The 18,433-nt window shown below is 60.2% G+C and carries 13 protein-coding genes; 6 read left to right on the top strand and 7 right to left on the bottom strand.

The window, feature by feature from the left end:
- Positions 1–44: 44 nt before the first annotated feature.
- Together ACMLHG_RS05265 and ACMLHG_RS05270 are read right to left on the bottom strand one after the other, a co-directional pair.
- A complete protein-coding gene (locus tag ACMLHG_RS05265; protein WP_417169799.1) occupies positions 45–3,287 on the bottom strand; it encodes a hypothetical protein in 3,243 nt (1,080 codons plus the stop codon).
- Positions 3,288–3,360: 73 nt separating this feature from the next.
- A complete protein-coding gene (locus ACMLHG_RS05270; protein ID WP_417169800.1) occupies positions 3,361–4,113 on the bottom strand; it encodes a type II secretion system protein in 753 nt (250 codons plus the stop codon).
- Between the two features lie 237 nt (positions 4,114–4,350).
- On the opposite strand from ACMLHG_RS05270, the gene ACMLHG_RS05275 reads away from it, so the two are divergent.
- Entirely contained in the window at positions 4,351–5,316 is a 966-nt protein-coding gene (locus tag ACMLHG_RS05275) for a LacI family DNA-binding transcriptional regulator (protein WP_417169801.1), read from the top strand.
- A 23-nt stretch (positions 5,317–5,339) separates the two neighbouring features.
- On the opposite strand, the gene ACMLHG_RS05280 is transcribed toward ACMLHG_RS05275, so the two are convergent.
- Positions 5,340–6,230 carry a helix-turn-helix domain-containing protein gene (locus ACMLHG_RS05280; protein WP_417169802.1) on the bottom strand — a complete coding sequence of 297 codons (891 nt, stop codon included), beginning with the start codon at positions 6,228–6,230 and terminating at the stop codon, positions 5,340–5,342.
- A gap of 75 nt (positions 6,231–6,305) precedes the next feature.
- On the opposite strand from ACMLHG_RS05280, the gene ACMLHG_RS05285 reads away from it, so the two are divergent.
- Together ACMLHG_RS05285 and ACMLHG_RS05290 are read left to right on the top strand one after the other, a co-directional pair.
- Positions 6,306–7,331, top strand: a complete 1,026-nt coding sequence (locus ACMLHG_RS05285) for a Gfo/Idh/MocA family protein (protein ID WP_417169803.1) — start codon at positions 6,306–6,308, stop codon at positions 7,329–7,331.
- A gap of 31 nt (positions 7,332–7,362) precedes the next feature.
- A complete protein-coding gene (locus ACMLHG_RS05290; protein ID WP_417169804.1) occupies positions 7,363–8,295 on the top strand; it encodes a zinc-binding dehydrogenase in 933 nt (310 codons plus the stop codon).
- A gap of 80 nt (positions 8,296–8,375) precedes the next feature.
- Here the strand turns inward: ACMLHG_RS05290 and ACMLHG_RS05295 are convergent, their stop codons facing one another.
- Positions 8,376–9,434 (bottom strand): Gfo/Idh/MocA family protein, encoded by a 1,059-nt coding sequence (locus ACMLHG_RS05295; RefSeq protein ID WP_294434516.1) that lies wholly within the window; start codon positions 9,432–9,434, stop codon positions 8,376–8,378.
- 28 nt (positions 9,435–9,462) lie between these two features.
- Positions 9,463–10,245, bottom strand: coding sequence for a ThuA domain-containing protein (locus tag ACMLHG_RS05300; RefSeq protein WP_294434518.1), 783 nt, complete (start codon positions 10,243–10,245; stop codon positions 9,463–9,465).
- A gap of 176 nt (positions 10,246–10,421) precedes the next feature.
- Between ACMLHG_RS05300 and ACMLHG_RS05305 the strand changes: the two genes are divergently transcribed.
- The gene (locus ACMLHG_RS05305; RefSeq protein ID WP_417169805.1) at positions 10,422–11,288 is read left to right on the top strand and encodes a helix-turn-helix domain-containing protein; all 867 of its coding nucleotides are present in this window, start codon (positions 10,422–10,424) and stop codon (positions 11,286–11,288) included.
- Positions 11,289–11,334: 46 nt separating this feature from the next.
- Here the strand turns inward: ACMLHG_RS05305 and ACMLHG_RS05310 are convergent, their stop codons facing one another.
- Positions 11,335–13,032, bottom strand: a complete 1,698-nt coding sequence (locus tag ACMLHG_RS05310; protein ID WP_417169806.1) for an alpha-L-fucosidase — start codon at positions 13,030–13,032, stop codon at positions 11,335–11,337.
- Positions 13,033–13,211: 179 nt separating this feature from the next.
- The gene (locus ACMLHG_RS05315) at positions 13,212–14,126 is read right to left on the bottom strand and encodes a helix-turn-helix domain-containing protein (protein WP_417169807.1); all 915 of its coding nucleotides are present in this window, start codon (positions 14,124–14,126) and stop codon (positions 13,212–13,214) included.
- 123 nt (positions 14,127–14,249) lie between these two features.
- Here ACMLHG_RS05315 and ACMLHG_RS05320 point away from each other — a divergent pair, with 123 nt between their 5' ends.
- Together ACMLHG_RS05320 and ACMLHG_RS05325 are read left to right on the top strand one after the other, a co-directional pair.
- A complete protein-coding gene (locus ACMLHG_RS05320; protein ID WP_294434527.1) occupies positions 14,250–14,957 on the top strand; it encodes a type II secretion system protein in 708 nt (235 codons plus the stop codon).
- A 44-nt stretch (positions 14,958–15,001) separates the two neighbouring features.
- The gene (locus ACMLHG_RS05325; RefSeq protein WP_417169808.1) at positions 15,002–18,208 is read left to right on the top strand and encodes a hypothetical protein; all 3,207 of its coding nucleotides are present in this window, start codon (positions 15,002–15,004) and stop codon (positions 18,206–18,208) included.
- Positions 18,209–18,433: the final 225 nt, after the last annotated feature.

Here is an 18,433-nt window from a genome sequence, read left to right on the forward strand (position 1 = left end):
ATCCGGACAAAAGCCGCATTGTCCGGCCAGGGACTGAAGGATCTTCAATAGACCACTTCGAAGTAGGGTGTGCCGTATTCGAGCGTGGAGGTATCCCACGCAAAATGGAGCGCGCCGTTTTGGAGTTCCACCGGCAGCTCCCGTTCGCGCGAACCATTCAGATTGAGCGCGTAAACTTTTGGCGTACCCTTCCGGCTGGTTTTCAGCGAGAAATCAAATCTGCCCGCACGCATCAGCTGTTGCATGTCGCCGACATCGAGTTCGGCGTCGAAGTTCTCGGTGGAGAAGACCGCGTTCTCCGCCGCGAACATCGTCCCGATCACCACCAGCAGCCGCCCGGAATCCGCCACCGGCTTCTCATTCTCCAGCGAAATCGCCGCGATGGTGCAGGGGGTGCTCGCCGACTGCACCGACAGCGCCGAGAGCTTCACCGCGCCGCTCCCTTTCACCACTGCCGCCTGAAACTTCGGCGCGTCAACCGTCAGCGTGTGGTTGCGCACGTCGGTGCGGATTTCGCCGGTCTCGCTCTCGAAGAGCCCGGAATCCACATCGGTCCGGTTCCCCGCCGGAAGCACCCCCGCCCGGCGGAGGTTCGCCACCTGCTGCCGGAGAATCTCCAGATTCCGCCGGTTCTCCTCGTTCAGCTTCACCCACATGCCCATGCTCCGGGCGGCGGAGAAGTGCTCCGGCTCCACCTGCAGCGTCGCCGCCGGATTGGCCGGATTGCGGTAGTCGGAACCGATTTTCGTCAGCAGAAAGAGGGCGTTGTATCCACCCCCGATCGCGCCGGTGTAGTCGGGGGAGTTCAGCACCTTTTCCGGCACGTGAAACGAAACGGCGTGTTTCGCGCTCCGGATGTCCCCCCGCTGCCAGCCGAAAGCACAGAAGAGCGAATTCATGACGCCGGAAAGACTTTCCGCCGCGTCGAACGCATTCGGCTGAAACGGCTGATAATAGAGCTTGACCGTATTGCTGTGCGGCGTGAGCATCTGCCAGTCCTGCAGACTGGCGAAGGCGGCCCACACCGGCGGCGCCTCATGGGCGAAACGGTTGTAGCCGCAGTGGGAAAACTCCGTCATGAAGAACGGCTTGCCAAGCACCCGCGTCGCCGCCGCACGGCCGAGGTAGTTGTCGAAGAGCGAAAGCGAACTGGTCTGACTCACTGTCGCCATCGTCCCCTTGAGCCACGCACCGTAGTGAAGACGCTGGCGGTAGTTCGGGGGATAGAGCGCCGCCTTCCCCGGATGGGCGAAATAGGTGTGCATCGCCACCGCGTTGAAATCTCCGCGGGCATCCCCTTCGAGATTGCGCATGAACATATCCCAGTTGGTGACGAATCCCTGAAATCCGGACTCCTTCACCACGCCGAGGTAGAAGGCGTTCATCGCGGCGATTTCGCGGCGCAGAAACTTCCGGGCGGCCGCACCGTCGGCACTGTCGGCGCGCAACAGGTCCCCGCTGAACGGCGGCACCGTTTCGGGGGCCGCAGGATTCCAGTATCTCCGCCACTCCGGCGTGAAGAGCGCGATCTTCCCCCCTTTGTTGAAGTTGAAGAGATGCTCCTGCTCGTTGAAGAAGGTGATTCCGACCAGCTGAGGATCGTCGATCAGCGCCTTCCCGGTGTAGGGATTCGGCCGCTTGAGCAGAAAATCGAATCCCGCCTTCCAGTGGTTCCGATAGCGGGGATCGTGAAAAAGCCGAAAGCGGGCATAGGTGGAATCATCCGTCTTGACCGCACCGGTGAACATCTCCGAACTGGTGACGATGTCGAGCATGAGATAGATGCCGCGGTCGCGCAGACATTTCAGAAGATAGTAGTAGCGGTCGGCGAACGCCGGGTCGATCGTCAACGCTTCCACACTCTGGGCCATCGGCACTTCGGCGAGCGCTTTGCGCGCCTTTCCCTGCTTCGGCAGACCGCTGTTCCCGGCGAGACCGGCGTCGAGAAAATGAAAGCGGATCACATTCATCCCCGCCAGGCGGATCTCCTCGGCGAACTCCTCGATCTCCGGATGAGTGAACTTGTAAAATGCGTGCGACCAGTCCCGCGGCGTGAAGTTGAATCCACGCAGCCGGACCGGTTCCTCCGGCGCCGCCTCGAAATAGAGCCGCCCCGTCCGGTCCGCCCGGAGCCGGCCGCAACGGTCGATGTCATAGCGCTTCACATACTGCGAAAGATCGAGCGCGGAACCGGGAATCCGTTTCCACTGGTCGATCCTTTGCGGCGTGATGTGCTTCCACTGGACAGGATCCATCTTCACCGGCCGCCACTCCTTCCCCCGCTTGAGTTCGGTAATCCGGCTGATCTTCTCGCGGAACGGCACCGCACCGCAGACGAACTTCCAGCCCGCCGAACCGCTCAACACCCGGACCGCAATCCGGTTTCTCCCCTTCTTCACCGGGAAATTGAAGATGTGATCAGTCGGCAGGTAGGTGGACTCGCGGTTGCCGGTGGCAAGCGTATCGTAGACCAGTTCCCCGTTGACGTAAAATTCGAACCAGTAATCGGCCGCACAGCCGATCTGCATGACCCCATCCTCTTTCGCCTTGAACTCGTTGAAGAGCACCGCGGGGCGTTTCTCCCCCGGGGAACTGCCGTACTTTGCAACATCGAGAACACCGTCCTGCAGCTCCACCGTCCTGCCGGCGACGCCGCCCAGCGTTTCCGGAACACTCCGCACCTGTTCCAGCGAAACGGATTTCAACTCCGGCGAAAGGAAGAGCGTCCACTTCGGATTCAACGCGAGCGGGAGAAAGTTCACCACCTTCTCCAGTTTGACGCCCCCCACCAGGAAGCGGGTTCCCTTCGGGAGTTTCCCCGCCATCAGCATCGGCGAACGGATCACGCCCTCATACGCCGCTTTTGCCGTGAACTCCCGCGAAATCTCCTGCCAGGAGGTGGTCACGGTAAAGTTGCGCTGCGAATTGCCGATCATCGCCCACGGCTTCTGATCCTGAATGCAGTTCGCCCCCATTTCGGCGGAGCGATCGGCCTTGATGCAGAAGCGGTAACGGTAACGCCCCCCCGGCACAATCGTCTGTTTCGACACGAAATTGATCTGAAGACTCCAGGGGGAACTCCCTTCCTTCGCCTCCAGAATCGTGAACTCCCCGCAGGGATCCCCCGCCGGCGTACTCTCCTGCGCCGGGCGGAACGAGACACGTTTTGCATCGTACCGCATCCCCGGGACCTTTTCCCCCCTGAAATCCCACTCCTGCAAGAGTTCCGCACCGGGCAGCGAAAGCGTCAGCCCGAACAACAATGCAAAAAACAACCCTGGATTCATACGTCACACCACCTTTCTTGTTATCTTATCAACGTGATCGATCACTTCGTGCAATTCATCCCTCCGCCCCCCGCTAGAGATAGGGGAACCAGAAACCGCAGCTGCCGCAGGCGGGATCCGCGGTCACCCCGACATGGGAACAAGTTGCTTCCCCGGGGCGGATGCTGGAAACATGGCCGTCGAAGTAGAGGATCGTATTGCGGTTTTGATGGCTCCATGCGCCGGTCTCCACCTTGCTCAGATTGCCGATGGCAGAAGTTTTCTGAAACTGGTTCACCCCTTCCGCCCAGAATGCAGCTGAAGATGGCTTCCGGACCCGGCTGATTTTATGAAACCAGTAACTCCCATCCGTGACTGCGGCGCGTGTATCCGCATCGACTCGCATTCCGTAGAGCCCGAAGAACTTGAAATGTTTCTCCTTCTGGCTGCAACCGCTGTTATTGCAGTATTTGACATCGGAGAGCGACGCAAACGGGAATGCCTTGTTGAACGCGGACTGACAGACCCGGGCCACCGGTACCGATGCAAAACGGCTGCAAACCCCTTTCGCCAGCCCAAGAGCCTCATAAGCATAGGACTCGTGCCCTTTCGAATCGACGTAGCCGTAACAGTACATCTTCCAGTCGGTCGTCATGAGCGAGATGGTGTCCTTGTTGTTGTTCAGATACCCGAGCACACTCAGGGAAAGCTGTTTCATGATGTTGCAACAGGTGGCGCTCCGCGCCCGTTCCCGCGCATTGTTCAACGCAGGCAGCAGAATCCCGGCAAGGATGGCGATGATCGCCACAACGACAAGAAGTTCAATCAGAGTAAAATACTTTTTCATCTTCTTCTCCCGGTTGGACCGATGTTCCAGTGGATTGCACTTTTTCATTATACTCGAAAAACAAAAAATTAGCAACCCCCGGACCTCGAAAATCGCCGCAAAAAACCGCAAACGCAGATTTTCCGTACCCGCTGAAAATCATCTTGCGAAAAAAATCCATCCGGCACTTGCATCCCGGCGGAATCACTGCCATCTTATAGCGTTACAGTCACGGAACCCCGAAACAGCAGGCGCCCAATGAGTCCGGTCAGAAAAACAACGCTGCGCGATATTGCGGCAAATCTGGGGATTTCGATCTCGCAGGCTTCCCGCGCCCTGAACCGGAAGCCGGATGTCGCGCCGGAAATCCGGGAGAAGGTCCTCGCGCTGGCGAAGAAGCTGAACTACCGGAACACCTCCGGAAAACATGAGAAAACCATCGGCGTGCTGGTGCCCTGGTTTCAATACTCGTTCGACGCCTTCGTCGATGAGATCATCACGCAGACCAGACAGCGCAAGCTCCACATGATCATCTTTCCCCGCAACGATGTTCCCGCCCTCGACAGCCAGCTGATCGACGGCGCCCTCGCCGTCGGAGAGAGGATCTCCAGCGAATGGGGCAGACAGCACAACATTCCGCTGGTGGTCATCAACAATTTCGGCTGGGTGCTCGACCACGTGAATTCGGTTGTGCCCGATGCGGACGGCGAAAGCCGTCAGGCGCTGGAGCATCTCGTCGCGCTGGGCCACCGGAAAATCGCCCGGCTGCGCGGTCCGGTCGCCACCGACCGGGAACGCAACCGCGGCCTCGACGCCTTCTACCGGGCCGCGGAGCTATACGGAATCCGGGAATCGGTCCGCAACATCTGCGCAAACACGCCGGAAGAGATGGAAACGCACCTCCGTTCTCTGCTGGACGAAGGCTTCACCGCCTTCATCCTGATCCCGATCGAATGGATTTCGCGCTGCACAAAAACGATCCGGGACTGCGGCCGGGAGATTCCCCGGGATGTCTCGCTCATCGTCTACGAAGAGGACGCCGTCACGCCGTTCCAGTCGCCGCCGCTTACCGCATTCGCCATCAACTACGCCGAACTGGTGCGAAACGCGCTCGACCAGCTGCTTCTGGAAATCAACGGAGAAAAGGGGGAAAGTCAGATCGTCGTGCCGACCAGACTGATCCTCCGCGACTCCACCGGCTCCTGCCCCTCGGCCCCGCGATAGCGTCCGGCTGCCGGAATGCGTCTTTACTCTCCGGGTTCCGAATCATTCGCCGGCAGGTCCGGCCGCCGTTCCGGAACGGGAATTGCCCGCCGTGTGATTCCGCGGCGGAATTCGCCGGGGGTCAAACCGGTCCGCCGCTTGAAGAACCGCGCAAAATAGTACTCGTCGGACCAGCCGCACTGCCGGGCGATCTCCTTGACAGGAAGCGTCCCGCTGTGCAGAAGATAACGCGCCGCCATCAGCCGCGCCTCCAACAGCGTCGCATAGGGTGTGACGCCGAAAAAGGCCTTGTACAGAACGGCGAACCGGTTCGGACTCAGGTGGAGCGACGCCGCCATCTCCGCAACTGTGAAATTCCGGCGGCACTCATTGATCAGCCGGGTGCGCAACGCCTGAAATGCCGGGTAATGCAGAAGCTCGGCGGAGTTTCCACCCCCGAGACGTCCGGCGAGATCGCCCGCCCGCCGGACCGTGATCAGCAGTTTCTCCAGCGCGGCGGCGATCATCTGCTCCGAATGGCGGTCATGATGCCACAGCTCCAGCTTCACCTCACGCAGCGCATCTTCGAACAGCGCCGGATTTCCAGTCGACAGCAGACGGTTGCAGGGAAGCTCCAGCGCCTGCAGACGCGGTAGAAGAAATGCGCCGGCAACATAGCACCAGTCGTTGCAGAACCCCTCCCCGTCGCTGCCGTGTTTCCGGGGGAAATCCGGCGTGTGAAAGATGCACGCTCCGGGTGAAAACTCCTCCATTCCGGACGCGGTCAGAATCCGGCCCCGGCTGCGGAAGCACATCGCCAGCACCGCACTCCCCTCCGGCGGCCTGTCGTACCACTCCCCCGGGGCATGACGGGTCTGGACGTCCACCAGATAGGGCTGCGGGATAATCGTCGTGGAAACAAAAGTTTTGTCCATCAAAACACCATTTTTGTCCATTGCCGGAAAATCGGCGGTACCGTATACTATATCGCGTCGAAAGGAGCGCTGCAAATGAAAAAAATAAAACTGTGCGTCATCGGGGCGGGAGATCATGCCAGACGGTTCATCTACCCGTCGTTAAACACGATTCCGGATCTGGAAATTGTCGCGGTCTGCACCCGCACCGCCGCAACGGCGCAGGCCGCCGCCCGGAAGTATGGAATCCCCCGCGCATACACGAACTACCGGGAAATGCTGGAAAAGGAAAATCCGGACGGCACCGTCATCGTCGGCCCGCCCTCTCTTCACTGCCAGGCCGGGATGGCATGCATTGAGCGGAAGATTCCGTTCTTCTGCGAAAAGCCCTCCGCCCCCGATGCCGCCGGAGCGGAAACTCTCGCCGCCGCCGCCAGAAATGCCGGCGTGTTCGGCCAGGTGGGCTTCATGATGCGTCACGCCGCCTTCTTCCGTGAACTGGAAAAAATCCGCACAACAGCGGGCGACCCGGTGTACGGCACAGTCAACTACCTCACCAGCGGCCCGTATCGACACGATGTCATCTACGGAATGCCCGGTGTGGAGGACAGCGCGTTTCTGCATCGCTATCTGCTGGTGCAGGCGGTGCATCCGGTCAATTTCGCCACCGCGCTTCTGGGCAGAATCCGTTCCATCGATTCCTATGTCCGCTTCTCCGGCGCGGAGGATCTGGTGGTGGAAATCCTGCTGGAGGATCACGACAACCGCCGCTTCCGGGTCCTGCTTCACACGCTGGTCGCCCCCGGATACGGGAATCTGCGGTTTCAATCGGAGCTCTTCTTCGCCGACCGGACGATGCTCTTCACCGACGGTTTCGACCGGCTGGAGTGGAATCTCCCGGACCCGTCACAAAATGCCTCCCTGCGGGGGTGGCGGTTCGCTCCGTTCGGCGACAACAACGAACGGATGGGCTATCTGGGCGAACTGCGCTTCTTCTGCGACGCCCTCCGCTCCGGCGCTCCGGCGGATTCCCGCACCTCACTCGACGACTGCGCCGAAACCATGCGGATTCTGTCCGTCGTCCAACAGCAGTTCGAAGAGCGACGCGCCGCCCGGAAATAATCAACCTGCTCCCCTCAAAGGAAATTATACCATGAAACAACGGATACTCTGTTTTGAAGGCCTCGATCATCCCGACTTCGACGAAAAGGAATGTGTTCCCTCCGGTGACACGCGCTTTCTCAAGATGGATTTCACCACCGTCAGCCCCGGCACGGAACTCTTCTGCATCCGGGGCGGCGAAACATGCCGCCCCGGATACATCATGACCGGACACGATGAAACCGGGCGCCATTACTTCGTCTTCCCCTCGATGAGCGAAAGTCACAGCGCTCATTGCAACTGCCGGGCGTTCGGCCCGGAAACACTGCTGGTGGAACTGCCGGAGGGGTTTCCGCTGGAACTGGCCGGATTTCTTCGATTCGCCAACATCGGATTGCTGCCGCTGCTGCGCTTCGGCGCTCTGCCGACACACGTCGCGGTGATCGGACTCGGGCCGGTCGGCAACCTCGCCGCCCAGTCGGCCCGGATTCTCGGCTGCCGGGTGACCGGTGTCGATTGCTCCCCCCGACGGCGGGAACTGGCCGGGGAATGCGGCGTAGAAGAAACAATCACGCCGGAGGAGTTCGGCCGGCGGAAACAGACGTTCGACCGGGTGATCGACACCGTGTCCAGCTCGGGGACCCTCTCTGCCGCCGCGGCGGCACTCTGTGACGGCGGAATCTGCCACATGGTGGGAATCGTCCGGGAGGGAGAGCTGGCCGCCTCCACCCTCTGCCGGGAAATCTGGAACCGCGACCTGCGCTTTCTCTCCGGCTGGGAGATGAAACACCCCTTTGCCGCAATCCGTTCCAATCTGGAGCGGGCGGTCCGCTGGACGATGCAGGGGCGCTACCGCCTCGCGCCGCTGCTCACCGGCGTGATTGCGCCGGAGCTCCCGGCCATCGGAACGGCCTACCGGAATCTCGCCGACGATCCGGAACATCACTTCTGCTATGTGATCGACTGGCGCGGCGCAGAAGGGTGAGCCGCCGAATGCGCTGCCGCAGGCGGGGGGAAAAAAATTCCGCCCGGTTCGACGCCGGGCGGAACTTTCTCTCCGTCAAGTTAAAAGGCGACGGGTTTCCCGGTCGCGGCGGATTCGTAGATCGCATCGAGAATGCGCATCACGATCACCCCCTGCTCTCCGGTCGCCATGAACGGCTTGCCGTCACGCACCGCATCGACGAACATGTGGTAGGCGCTCCGCACCTCCGGCACCGGCGGATGCAGCTTGCAGTCATACTGCTTGCCGTCGATCTCCTGATAGTATTCGACGTCGTAGGTGTAGCCTTCGTTGAGGTTGTACTGGTAGATTCCGCCCTTGTCGCCGAGCAACCGGGTGGACATCTGTTCGTTCTCTTTGATGTTGCCGGCCCACGAAGCATCGAGCTCCAGCGTCGCACCGTTGCGGAACTTGATCATGGCACAGGCGAAATCCTCCACCGTGTAGTTTTTGACCAGCGACGGAGCGATCTTGTTGTAGGTGCTGCCCATCACCCAGGCGACCTCCGGATATCCCATCATCCAGAGCGCGAGGTCAAGCCGGTGCACGCCGAGGTCGATCAGCGGACCGCCGCCCGACTGCGCCTTGTCGTAGAACCACGAGCCGGACGCGCCTTCGGTGTTGAAGCCGGACCCGGTCCCGCCCGGAACGCCGCGGCGGCGAAGCCACACGCTGCGGGCGTAGTAGATCTCGCCGAGCCGCCCCTCCTCCACCAGCGCCTTCATCGCGCGGGACTGCGGAGTGAAGCGATAGCTGAAATCGATTCCGAGCTGGCGGCCGCACGCCTTCGCGGTCGCAAGCATCTCTTCGGCTTCCGCGGTGTTGAGCGCCATCGGCTTTTCACAGAAAACGTGCGCGCCCGCCTTCAACCCGGCGACGGTCAGATCCTTGTGCTGATTGTTCGGCACGGCGACCGAAAGGATGTCGAGCTTCTCATTGCGGATGAGATCGATTCCTTCGGAGTAGACCTTCTCGATTCCGAACTCCTGCTTCGCCCGTTCCCGCCGGTCCGCCTGCCGGTCGGCGACGGCAACCACCTCGACGTCGGGATGGGTCATGTAACCACGGAGATGGTTGTACCCCATGCCGAGCCCGATCACTCCAGCCTTCAACTTTGCCATGATTTCTGTTTCTCCTGATTTTTTGTGATTACTTATTGCTGCCGTCCGCATTCTGCATCACGCCCGCTTTGAACGCGGCGGGATCGACCGAACGGATCTCCTCCAGCGCCGGATAGCAGGGAGCACCCATCTCGCGGAAGAAGACCGGACGCGCCCAGCGGACCGCATTGCCGATCACCCGGAGGACATTTTCATTGTAGAAGTTCGAATAGGATTCATGGCCGGGCTGGAAGTAGAAGATTTTTCCATAGCCGCGCTCGAAGGTCACCCCGCTGCGGAAGACGTTGCCGCCCTCAAACCAGCTGATGAAGATCAACTTGCCGTCCTCGGGGATGTCGAAACGCTCCCCGTACATCTCCTCATGCTCCAGCTCGAAATACTCCCCGATCCCCTGGGTGATCGGGTGGAACGGAGCGATGTTCCAGAGCCGCTCCTTTTCGCCCGCTTCGCGCCACTTGAGCGAGCAGCTGCAGCCGGTCACCGCGCGGAAAATCTTCGAGAAATGGCCGGAGTGCAGCACGATCAGCCCCATGCCTTCAAGCACCCGTTTGTGCACTTTCGCCACGATGTCGTCGCGCACTTCGCCGTGAGCGCAGTGCCCCCACCAGATCAGCACGTCGGTGGTGGCGATCACCTCGTCGGTGAGGCCGTGTTCCGGCTCGTCGAGTGAAGCGAGACGGATGTTCAAATCATCGGCCGCGATGCCCCGCGCGATGGCGCCGTGGATGCCTTCCGGATAGATCTTCCGGATCGCCTCATGTTCCTTTTCGTGACGAAACTCATTCCAGATTGTGACGTTGATCTTTGCCATGTTTCACTCCTTGTTGTGACGGGATTTCCTGCCGTCCCTGGTTTAGTATAGAGGCACGCCAATGAAAAAACAAGTCCGTTTATCATTGTATTTTGTGATATTCATACACCTTTTGTGAGAAATGGTTGAAAATCTGTTTTTTTCGTGTAGAATAAGTGCGGGGAAAGGAAAATATCATGGAATTCAGAAACGTCCGGAAGTGGCAGGTCCACTTTGAAGTGCTCCGCCCGCTGGGGAATCTGCCGGTGCCGGAGGTCGTCGTCGAAGAAATACAGCATGAACGGCGCTACCGGCTGGACGGCCGGCTGCGCGGCGATGGCGGCGGCCAGCTCTCGATCACCATCGGCGGGCGCGGCGGCATCCGGATCGGCGGCGTCGACCATGAGCTCACGCCCGGCCGGGCCTTTCTGCACAACCACAACGATCCCGAGGTGTGTTACTACTACCCGCCCGACGGCACCGAGCCGTGGAATTTCCTCTGGATGGCCTTTTACGGCGACACCTTGTGCAATCTCATCGCGGAAATCAACCGCACCTACGGGTATCTTTTCGATGTGCCGCGCAATTCCGCGCTGGTCGAACGGCTGTTCCGTTACCGCCAGTACCGCGACGAAGTGCTGACGCTGACGCCGCTGGAGGGAGGCAAACTGGTGTTCGACGTGATCCACGAACTCTGCTCCCCGCTGGAGGAGGAGCTGCGGAAATCACCGCACAGCTCCCTGGTCAGCGATGTGCAGAACCACGTCGCCGGAAACCTCGCCGAACGGCTCAACGTGGCGACGCTGGCGCACCACTTCCGCGTATCGCGGGAGCACCTCTCCCGGGTGTTCCGCGAACAGACCGGCACCCCGCTTCACGCCTACATCACCCGTGCCCGGCTCCGGCTGGCGGTGAATCTGCTTCTGCAGACCCGCCTGACCAGCAAGGAGATCGCGGCGCGATGCGGGTATGCGGAGTATTCGGTCTTCTACCGGACCTTCCGCAAGCGAATCGGATTCTCTCCCGAGGAACTGCGCCGGAACCGTTATCACCCGAGCATCTGAGTGCAGAAAAATCCCCCGGAAAAATCGACGCCGGGGGAAATGTCCTTCAATCGATCAGCAACCCGAACGAACCGCAGACCAGCGCCTCCCCCGGCTCGAGGCAGTGGAGCGCAGTCAGGCGGCAGCCGTCGGCACTCGCCTGCGGAAACAGCACCTGCTGCGGAATCGGATTCGCCCGCAGATTGGCGAACTCCCCTTCCGCCGCCGTCCGCCACGTTCCGCCGGTCAGGATCTCGAACCGGAATTTATCCGGCGTCCCCGCCCAGTGCTCCGGCACCGGCGTGAAGAGGAATCCATGCAGAGAAAACGGCGTCGCAAAACGCCACTCCAGCGACATCCCCTTCTTCTCTCCGGGATGCAGTTCGTGATAGTCCTCGCGGTTCAGCAACCCCGCATTCGCGGTGTCGCTCTGAAGCAGGTTTCCGGGCACCAGCCGGCAGACAAGCGTCAGCGCCGCCGTGCTGTTGCAGGCGGATTCCAGACGGAACCGGAGCGCGTCACCGGAAGTTTCCGGCAGAGGTTTCATCCGCCGCAGTCCGACCGCCTTGCCGGAAACGACCTCTTTCCATTCTCCGTTGTGCCGCACTTCGATCGCGTATCCGGTAACCGACTCGCCGCGGGAAAGATCCTCCGCCATATCGATCAAATTGAAGGAGATCTCCCGGCCGAACTCCTCCACCGCCACCTCTCCGGCGGAAAGGGTGAACTCCATGGCGGCGGCATTTCCGCTGTTGAACGCCTCCACCATCTTCCGGAATTTCCGCAGGCGGCGGACGTCGTTTTCGTGCAGAACGCCCCGGCGGTCCGGCGCGATTCCGAGATTCAGAAACCCGCCGCAACCGACCGAACGCAGGTAAATCTGCGCCAGCTGGGGGATCGACCGGAGCAGCGCATCCTGTTCCGGATGGTAGAACCAGCCCGGACGCAGCGGCACATCGCACTCCGGCGGAATGAAGAACCGCCCGTCCGCATGGCCGTTCTCACCTTCCGCGCAGCAGGCAAAACCGGGCGCGGGCTCTTTCCCGGCAACAGGAGCGTGCGGCGTGTAGGAGCCGAACGCCTCCCGCCCGGCGAGTCCGTTTTCGTTGCCGGGCCAGCGGACATCCGGGCCGATGTCACTGAAGATCACCGCCTCCGGCCGGAGATCGCGCACAATCTTCCAGGTGTGGCCCCAGTCATAGTAGACCGACGGGTCGATCCGGCGGGTTTCACGGGCGCCGCCGTAGAAACCGTCGCCGCCGTTGGCGCCGTCGAACCACGCCTCGAACGCCGGACCGTACCCGGAGTAGATCTCCCGCAACTGTTCCTGATAGACATCAAGATAGGCGGGAGTGCCGTAATCCGGATGGTTCCGGTCCCACGGGGAGACGTAGAAGCCCATTTCGATGCCGTATTTGCGACAGGCGTCGGCGACTTCGCGCACCAGGTCGCCCTTCCCGCCGCGGAACGGCGAGCGCGAGATGTTGTACGGCGTAGTCTTCGTCGGCCACAGGCAGAAACCGTCGTGGTGTTTGCAGACCAGAATGATGCCGGAAAGTCCGCCGTCGCGGCAGGCGCAGACGATCTGCTCCGCATCGAAGGCGGCGGGGTTGAAGATGGCGGGATCCTCGTCACCGTACCCCCACTCTTTTCCGGTGAATGTGTTGAGCCCGAAGTGCAGGATCGCGTAGCAGCTGTGTGAGCCGCGGCGGAGGATGCGTTCCGCCGGAACGCGCCCCTGATTGAATTGTTCCAGAATTGACATAAGAGAACGTTCCCTTGACCGTTGGCGCAGCGCTCCCATTCCACGGGAGCGAAAGTTACTGCCGGATTACTGTACCGTCGTTTCCAGCTTTTTTCAAGACAATTCCGCGCGAAAATTAACGTCTCTGGAATGTTCCAACCACCGGCGCGCCGGCACGCTCCGCCAGACGATGCGGCATGTCAGATACGGGGCGCCCTCCCCGTTCCCGCCTCCGCCGCCGCGGCTCCTGCGGAAAGCGCCCCCGTCGGAGAGGTGTTGTTTTCGGCGCGTTTACGCAGGCGATACTCACGGGCGTTAAATCCGGTTGCGCGGCGGATGAACCGGGAAAATGTCTTGGAGTTGCGGAATCCGCACTTCCCGGCGATCTCCGCGATGGACTGGTCGCTCCCGGCAAGCAATCCCATCCCCAGCTGGAGCCGCCGGTCGAGAATCAGCCGTCCGGGGGAGCAGTCCAGCTGACGTTGAAACAGCCGGTTCAGCGTCGCGGGCGAAAGATTCAGCCGCTCACAGAGAAAGGCGACTCCCAGTTCTGGATTGGAGAGATTGCTCCGGATCAGAGTCAGCGCATTGTCGATCGTCCGCAAATTCTCGCTGGCATGCCAGTCATCCCCCGCGGCATACGCGAGGATTTCGAGCGCAATCGCGCTTTTGATGCGCGTATACAACGGAGAATCGTTGTTCATCAGGGCGTCCAGCCGGCGGAACAGTTTCTCCGGATAAGGATTCCCGGCGATCTGGTGCCGGGAATAACGGTAGGAAAGCAGCACCGCCTCCGCCAGCGGACCGGCAAGCGTCAGCCAGCGGAACGTACACTCCTCCGACAGCACACGGTGCCACAGATCCTCTCCGGCAAGAGAGAAGCAGACGTGGCCGGGTTCAGCGGTGACAAGCTTCGGGCCGTCATAGATCTCCAGCGTTCCGGAGAGAACCCAGAGGAATCCGGAACTTTGATTTAAAATCCCCCTTTTCTGCTCAATTTTACCCCTTGCAGACTGCGAAATGCCGGTGCCGTTCACATAGAACGGAACGGGCACTTCCGATTCCACAAATCCGGATTGTGAGAAATGATAGAACCCTTTCCTCCGCTTTTTCATCGGATTGATAATTCCCCCTTATGACTGAAAACAACCCTTGTTTTTCCGGGGATACTATACTATAATATTATAAGAAAACAAACCGTCAGCATCAGGAAAACAGCAGTTTGTCAGGGGGGACAAATGAGACGATCATTCACGTTGATTGAATTATTAATCGTTATTGCGATCATTGTGATTCTGGCCGGCCTTCTGCTGCCGGCCTTGAATACGGCACGGGGAAAAGCCGCGGCGACAAACTGCCTCTCCCGCCAGAAGCAGATCGGCCTCGCCCTGGCCACCTACTCCAATGATACAGACGGAATCTGCGGAAACGCATCCAACGTTTCCTCCATGACCGACGACAACCTCTGGAACTGTGCTCTGTACCGGAATCGGGTCATTGCAGATCCCGACCAGTTTCTCTGCCCCTCGTTTGCTCCGCATAAATTCAACCGCAATGACATGGCGACCTCCTGGTATTACACCTATGGGGTCAATTACGCCGGAACAGAACCGCTCAACGGCGGACGGCCGATCTCGTTCAAGCTCAAAAAAGTCACTCAGGACTCCCGGTCTCTGCCGTTTCAGCCATCGCGGATTCTGCTTCTTGCCGACTCATACGGAAACATTTCCACCGGAGAAAGCCAATTTTTGAACGTGGCCATGTACTACTCCTCGATCGGGCATTCACGCATTCATTTCCGCCATCAGGAACGGGCGGCCGCGGTATTTTACGACGGCCACGGAGCGCTGACCGCGCTGCCGGAATATCAATCCGCCGAAATCATCCTGCCGCTCGATCTGTGGGCGAGAAAAGACACCACCTATTTCTTCAAACCGGGGCTGTGACACCGGCCGCACCCACTGCAAACCGTTAAAGGAGCTCTCGTTTCATGATCAGAACCGTTGTTTTTCCCCTGGTCGCCCTTTTTACTCTGGCGGCGACATGTTCTCTCGCCGGGCTGGACCTCTCGCCGGAAGGCGCATGGGTTCACCAGGGCATTTCCGGCTCATGGCGGATCGCCATGCCGGGCTGGAGCCGTTTTCTGAATGCTCAGACCGCCGATTTCAAAACAGTTTCTCCCGGCCGTGGAATCCTGACGGAACAAGGGCGGACCATGGAATTTCACTCCATCTGCCGCCCGGAAGGAGACGCAATTTTACTTCACAGCACGCTGCAGTCGGAAAAATTCCCGGATTTCGGAGAGCTCGATTATCAAATCCGAATCCCCTTCGAACCCCTCCGGGAGCTCTCTGTGGACGGCAAACCGCTGAAGATTCCTGCGGAATGGCAGAAAACGGCACTGGCGTATTATCCAAAACAACCCCGCCGGCTCACGATCGGCACAACCTCCGGCACGCTCCAACTGCAGGGCACTTTCTCCATAATGGTACAGGACAACCGGAAATGGAGCGACTCTCTCTCCCTGCATCTGAATGGCGAAAAGCGGAAAGAATCCGGCCGTTACGAAGTGGAACTGCTCTGGCAGTTCACCCCGGCGGAAAACCGGCCCATTCCCCTCGATCGTGTGGCAAACATGGGGTTTCGCGACGACCGGGCCGGCGACGGAACCGGCGGCTGGACCGATCAGGGGCCGGAGAACGATATGGCCACGCTGAAGCCGGGGAAACTCTCCTTTGCCGGCATCGATTTCCAGATCGTGAATCCGGCGGTCAACGAGGGGAAAAGCTGTCTGGTGCTGTCCCGCACGCAGACGAAGTTTCCGCCGACGGCAGAGGTTCGCGTTCCGGCTCCGGGAAATTTCCCGTATCTGTATCTGCTTCACGCCACGGCATGGACGCCGCCATCCGGAGAAAAATTCGGGACGCTCCGCGTCCGTTACCGAGACGGCCGCCGCGAAGATTTCCCGCTTCTCTCCGGAATCGACGGCGGCAACTGGTGGATCGACGTACCGTTCCGCAATGCCGGAATCGCCTGGGAGGGAAACAACTTCAAGGCCCGTACAGGGCTGTACGCCTCGGCATTCCGCCTGACGGGTGACGCGGCGGGTCTGGAGTTTCATCCGGCCGGCAACACCGTCTGGATGATCTGTGCCGCCACACTGTCAAACGTGGCGCCGAAATTTGAGACGCCGGAGAAGCAGGAGGTGATCCGGGCGGGGCAGCAGTGGCTTCCGGTCAATTTCTCCCGCCATACGGAACCGGATTCTCCGCTGGACTTCTCCGGCACGCTGGAAGCCCCGGCCGGAAAATACGGCCGTATCGTCGTCAATCCGGCCGGTCATTTCGTCTTCCGGAACGCTCCGGGCAAGCGTATCCGTTTTCTCGGAATCAATCTCTGTCAGAGCGCCAACTATCTCACCCGGCAGGAGGCGGAGGAGTTCACCGGGCAGATTGCGCGAGCTGGATACAATTCCGTCCGCTTCCACCATTTTGAAAATCTGCTGATGGCCGAACGCGGCAAAGCTCCCGACCAGTTCGACCCGCAAAAACTCGACTCGCTCCACTATCTGATGAGCTGTTTGAAAAAGCGAGGCATCTATTTTACGCTGGATCTCTACGCCAGCCGCGAAATCGCCCCCGGCGTCTCCGCGGGGCGAGCCAAACTGCTGTTCCACATCGACCCCGCCGCGCAGGAAAACTGGAAACGGTTCACCCGGGCGCTTCTGACGGCCAAAAATCCTTACACCGGTCTCTCACTGGCGGAAGATCCCGCTCTGTATCTGGTGAGTCTGGTAAATGAAAGCAATCTATCCTTCCAACTGCCGAAAAACCGGATTCCGGAGATCCATCGTGAATTTCAGAAACAGTGGCAGACATTTCTCGACCGGCACGCGCCCCTGCCGGACAGCTGCAGAAAAGAGCAGAGCGGACTCTGGCACACCTTTCTGAACGGCATGGACCGGGCAAGAATCCGGCAGATGACCGATTTTCTGAGGCAGGAGATCCGGACTGACGTGCTGGTCACAGATCTCAACTTTATTTCCGAGTACCCCCTGAGCGGAGTCCGTTCGGAACTTCAGGTAGTGGACATGCATGCCTACTGGGACCATATGCGCCTCCTCGTTCCCGGCCGCTGGGCACCGCCGCAGCGATATCATCAACTTTCCGCTCTCGGTCAGGGAGCGGCCCATGTCCGCATCCCGATGCCGTCGCGGGTATTCGGGCGGCCCTATGTGCTGACGGAGGTCAACTACTGCTATCCGAACCGGTTCCGTTCAGAATACGCCCCCATGTTCGGCGGTTATGCGGCTCTGCAGGACTGGGACGGCATCTATCGCTTCGCCTGGTCTCACGCCAGAGAGACACTGAACAACCAGATGATCGGCGGATTCGATATCGCCAAAGACCCGGCGGCTCAACTGGCCGACCGCCTGGTTCACGCCCTATTCCTCCGCGGCGACCTCTCCCCTGCCCCGGAACAGCTTGCGATCCGGTTCGACGGCGGGGAACTGGAAACGCTCTCTCCGGAAGCCTGTACCGCGATGCAGGCCGCCGCCGGAGAATTCTCATTTCTCGGGCTTCGCTCCCGCATCGGAGTTCTCCCGGCGGGGAAACCGTTTCCGTCGGCGATACGCACCGTTGACCTTCGCCCCCGCTGGCAGAAGTCACTGCGGCCGGAAGAACAGGAATTTCTCCGCGCAATCCGCAACCGGCAGGCGGTAAGCAGTGAAACGGGCGAACTCCAGCTGAATCCAGAATCCAATACTCTTCGCGTCGTCACCCCGGAAACGGAAGCCCTTTGCGGAACCGGCACTCTGCACGGCGATCGTCTGCGGATCACCGGAGCCGAGGAACCGCAGACTGTCGCCCTGCTCTCGCTCGACGGCGCCCCCCTCGCGGAAAGCCGTAAACTGCTTCTGCTTCATCTGGTGGAGACGGCCAATACGGAACAGACCTTCCGCACCTCCCGGCGGACCGTTCTGGAAGCCTACGGCAAAGCGCCGCTCCTGCTGCGGCGCAGCCGGGTCGATGTGACGTTGCGCCTTCCCGCGGTGCGCCGGGTGGAGACACTCGATTTTTCCGGACGCCGCACCGGTTCGGTCGTCACGACCCGCCGGGGCGCTGAGACGACCTTCTCAGCGGATACCGCACTCCGTCCGCATGGTGTGATGGCCTATCTGATTTCCGCCGACTGACGCCCCACCGTCGGGGACAGCTTCCCCGGCTCGCCCTGTTTCTGCCCGCAGATTTTCAGCAGTATCACATGAGCCGCGTCCATTCCGAAAGTGGTCGTCCCGGTAGAATGTTGTGCCGAAACTTGCCGGTAACAAGCATTACAGGAAATCCGCAGGAAGATCATGAGTCACGGCTTGCCGTCATCTGCATAGCTTTTTACAATCTGCACCTATAAAAATTAAAAA

The organism is Victivallis sp. (assembly GCF_048170485.1).
Taxonomy (GTDB): Bacteria; Verrucomicrobiota; Lentisphaeria; order Victivallales; family Victivallaceae; genus Victivallis.

Excerpts from the sequence above, each read along its gene's own strand:
- ACMLHG_RS05280 (WP_417169802.1), bottom strand. The coding sequence starts at position 6,230 with ATGGACAAAACTTTTGTTTCCACGACGATTATCCCGCAGCCCTATCTG.
- ACMLHG_RS05285 (WP_417169803.1), top strand. The coding sequence starts at position 6,306 with ATGAAAAAAATAAAACTGTGCGTCATCGGGGCGGGAGATCATGCCAGA.
- ACMLHG_RS05275 (WP_417169801.1), top strand. The coding sequence starts at position 4,351 with ATGAGTCCGGTCAGAAAAACAACGCTGCGCGATATTGCGGCAAATCTG.
- ACMLHG_RS05320 (WP_294434527.1), top strand. The coding sequence starts at position 14,250 with ATGAGACGATCATTCACGTTGATTGAATTATTAATCGTTATTGCGATC.
- ACMLHG_RS05295 (WP_294434516.1), bottom strand. The coding sequence starts at position 9,434 with ATGGCAAAGTTGAAGGCTGGAGTGATCGGGCTCGGCATGGGGTACAAC.
- ACMLHG_RS05305 (WP_417169805.1), top strand. The coding sequence starts at position 10,422 with ATGGAATTCAGAAACGTCCGGAAGTGGCAGGTCCACTTTGAAGTGCTC.
- ACMLHG_RS05310 (WP_417169806.1), bottom strand. The coding sequence starts at position 13,032 with ATGTCAATTCTGGAACAATTCAATCAGGGGCGCGTTCCGGCGGAACGC.
- ACMLHG_RS05300 (WP_294434518.1), bottom strand. The coding sequence starts at position 10,245 with ATGGCAAAGATCAACGTCACAATCTGGAATGAGTTTCGTCACGAAAAG.
- ACMLHG_RS05290 (WP_417169804.1), top strand. The coding sequence starts at position 7,363 with ATGAAACAACGGATACTCTGTTTTGAAGGCCTCGATCATCCCGACTTC.
- ACMLHG_RS05325 (WP_417169808.1), top strand. The coding sequence starts at position 15,002 with ATGATCAGAACCGTTGTTTTTCCCCTGGTCGCCCTTTTTACTCTGGCG.
- ACMLHG_RS05265 (WP_417169799.1), bottom strand. The coding sequence starts at position 3,287 with ATGAATCCAGGGTTGTTTTTTGCATTGTTGTTCGGGCTGACGCTTTCG.
- ACMLHG_RS05270 (WP_417169800.1), bottom strand. The coding sequence starts at position 4,113 with ATGAAAAAGTATTTTACTCTGATTGAACTTCTTGTCGTTGTGGCGATC.
- ACMLHG_RS05315 (WP_417169807.1), bottom strand. The coding sequence starts at position 14,126 with ATGAAAAAGCGGAGGAAAGGGTTCTATCATTTCTCACAATCCGGATTT.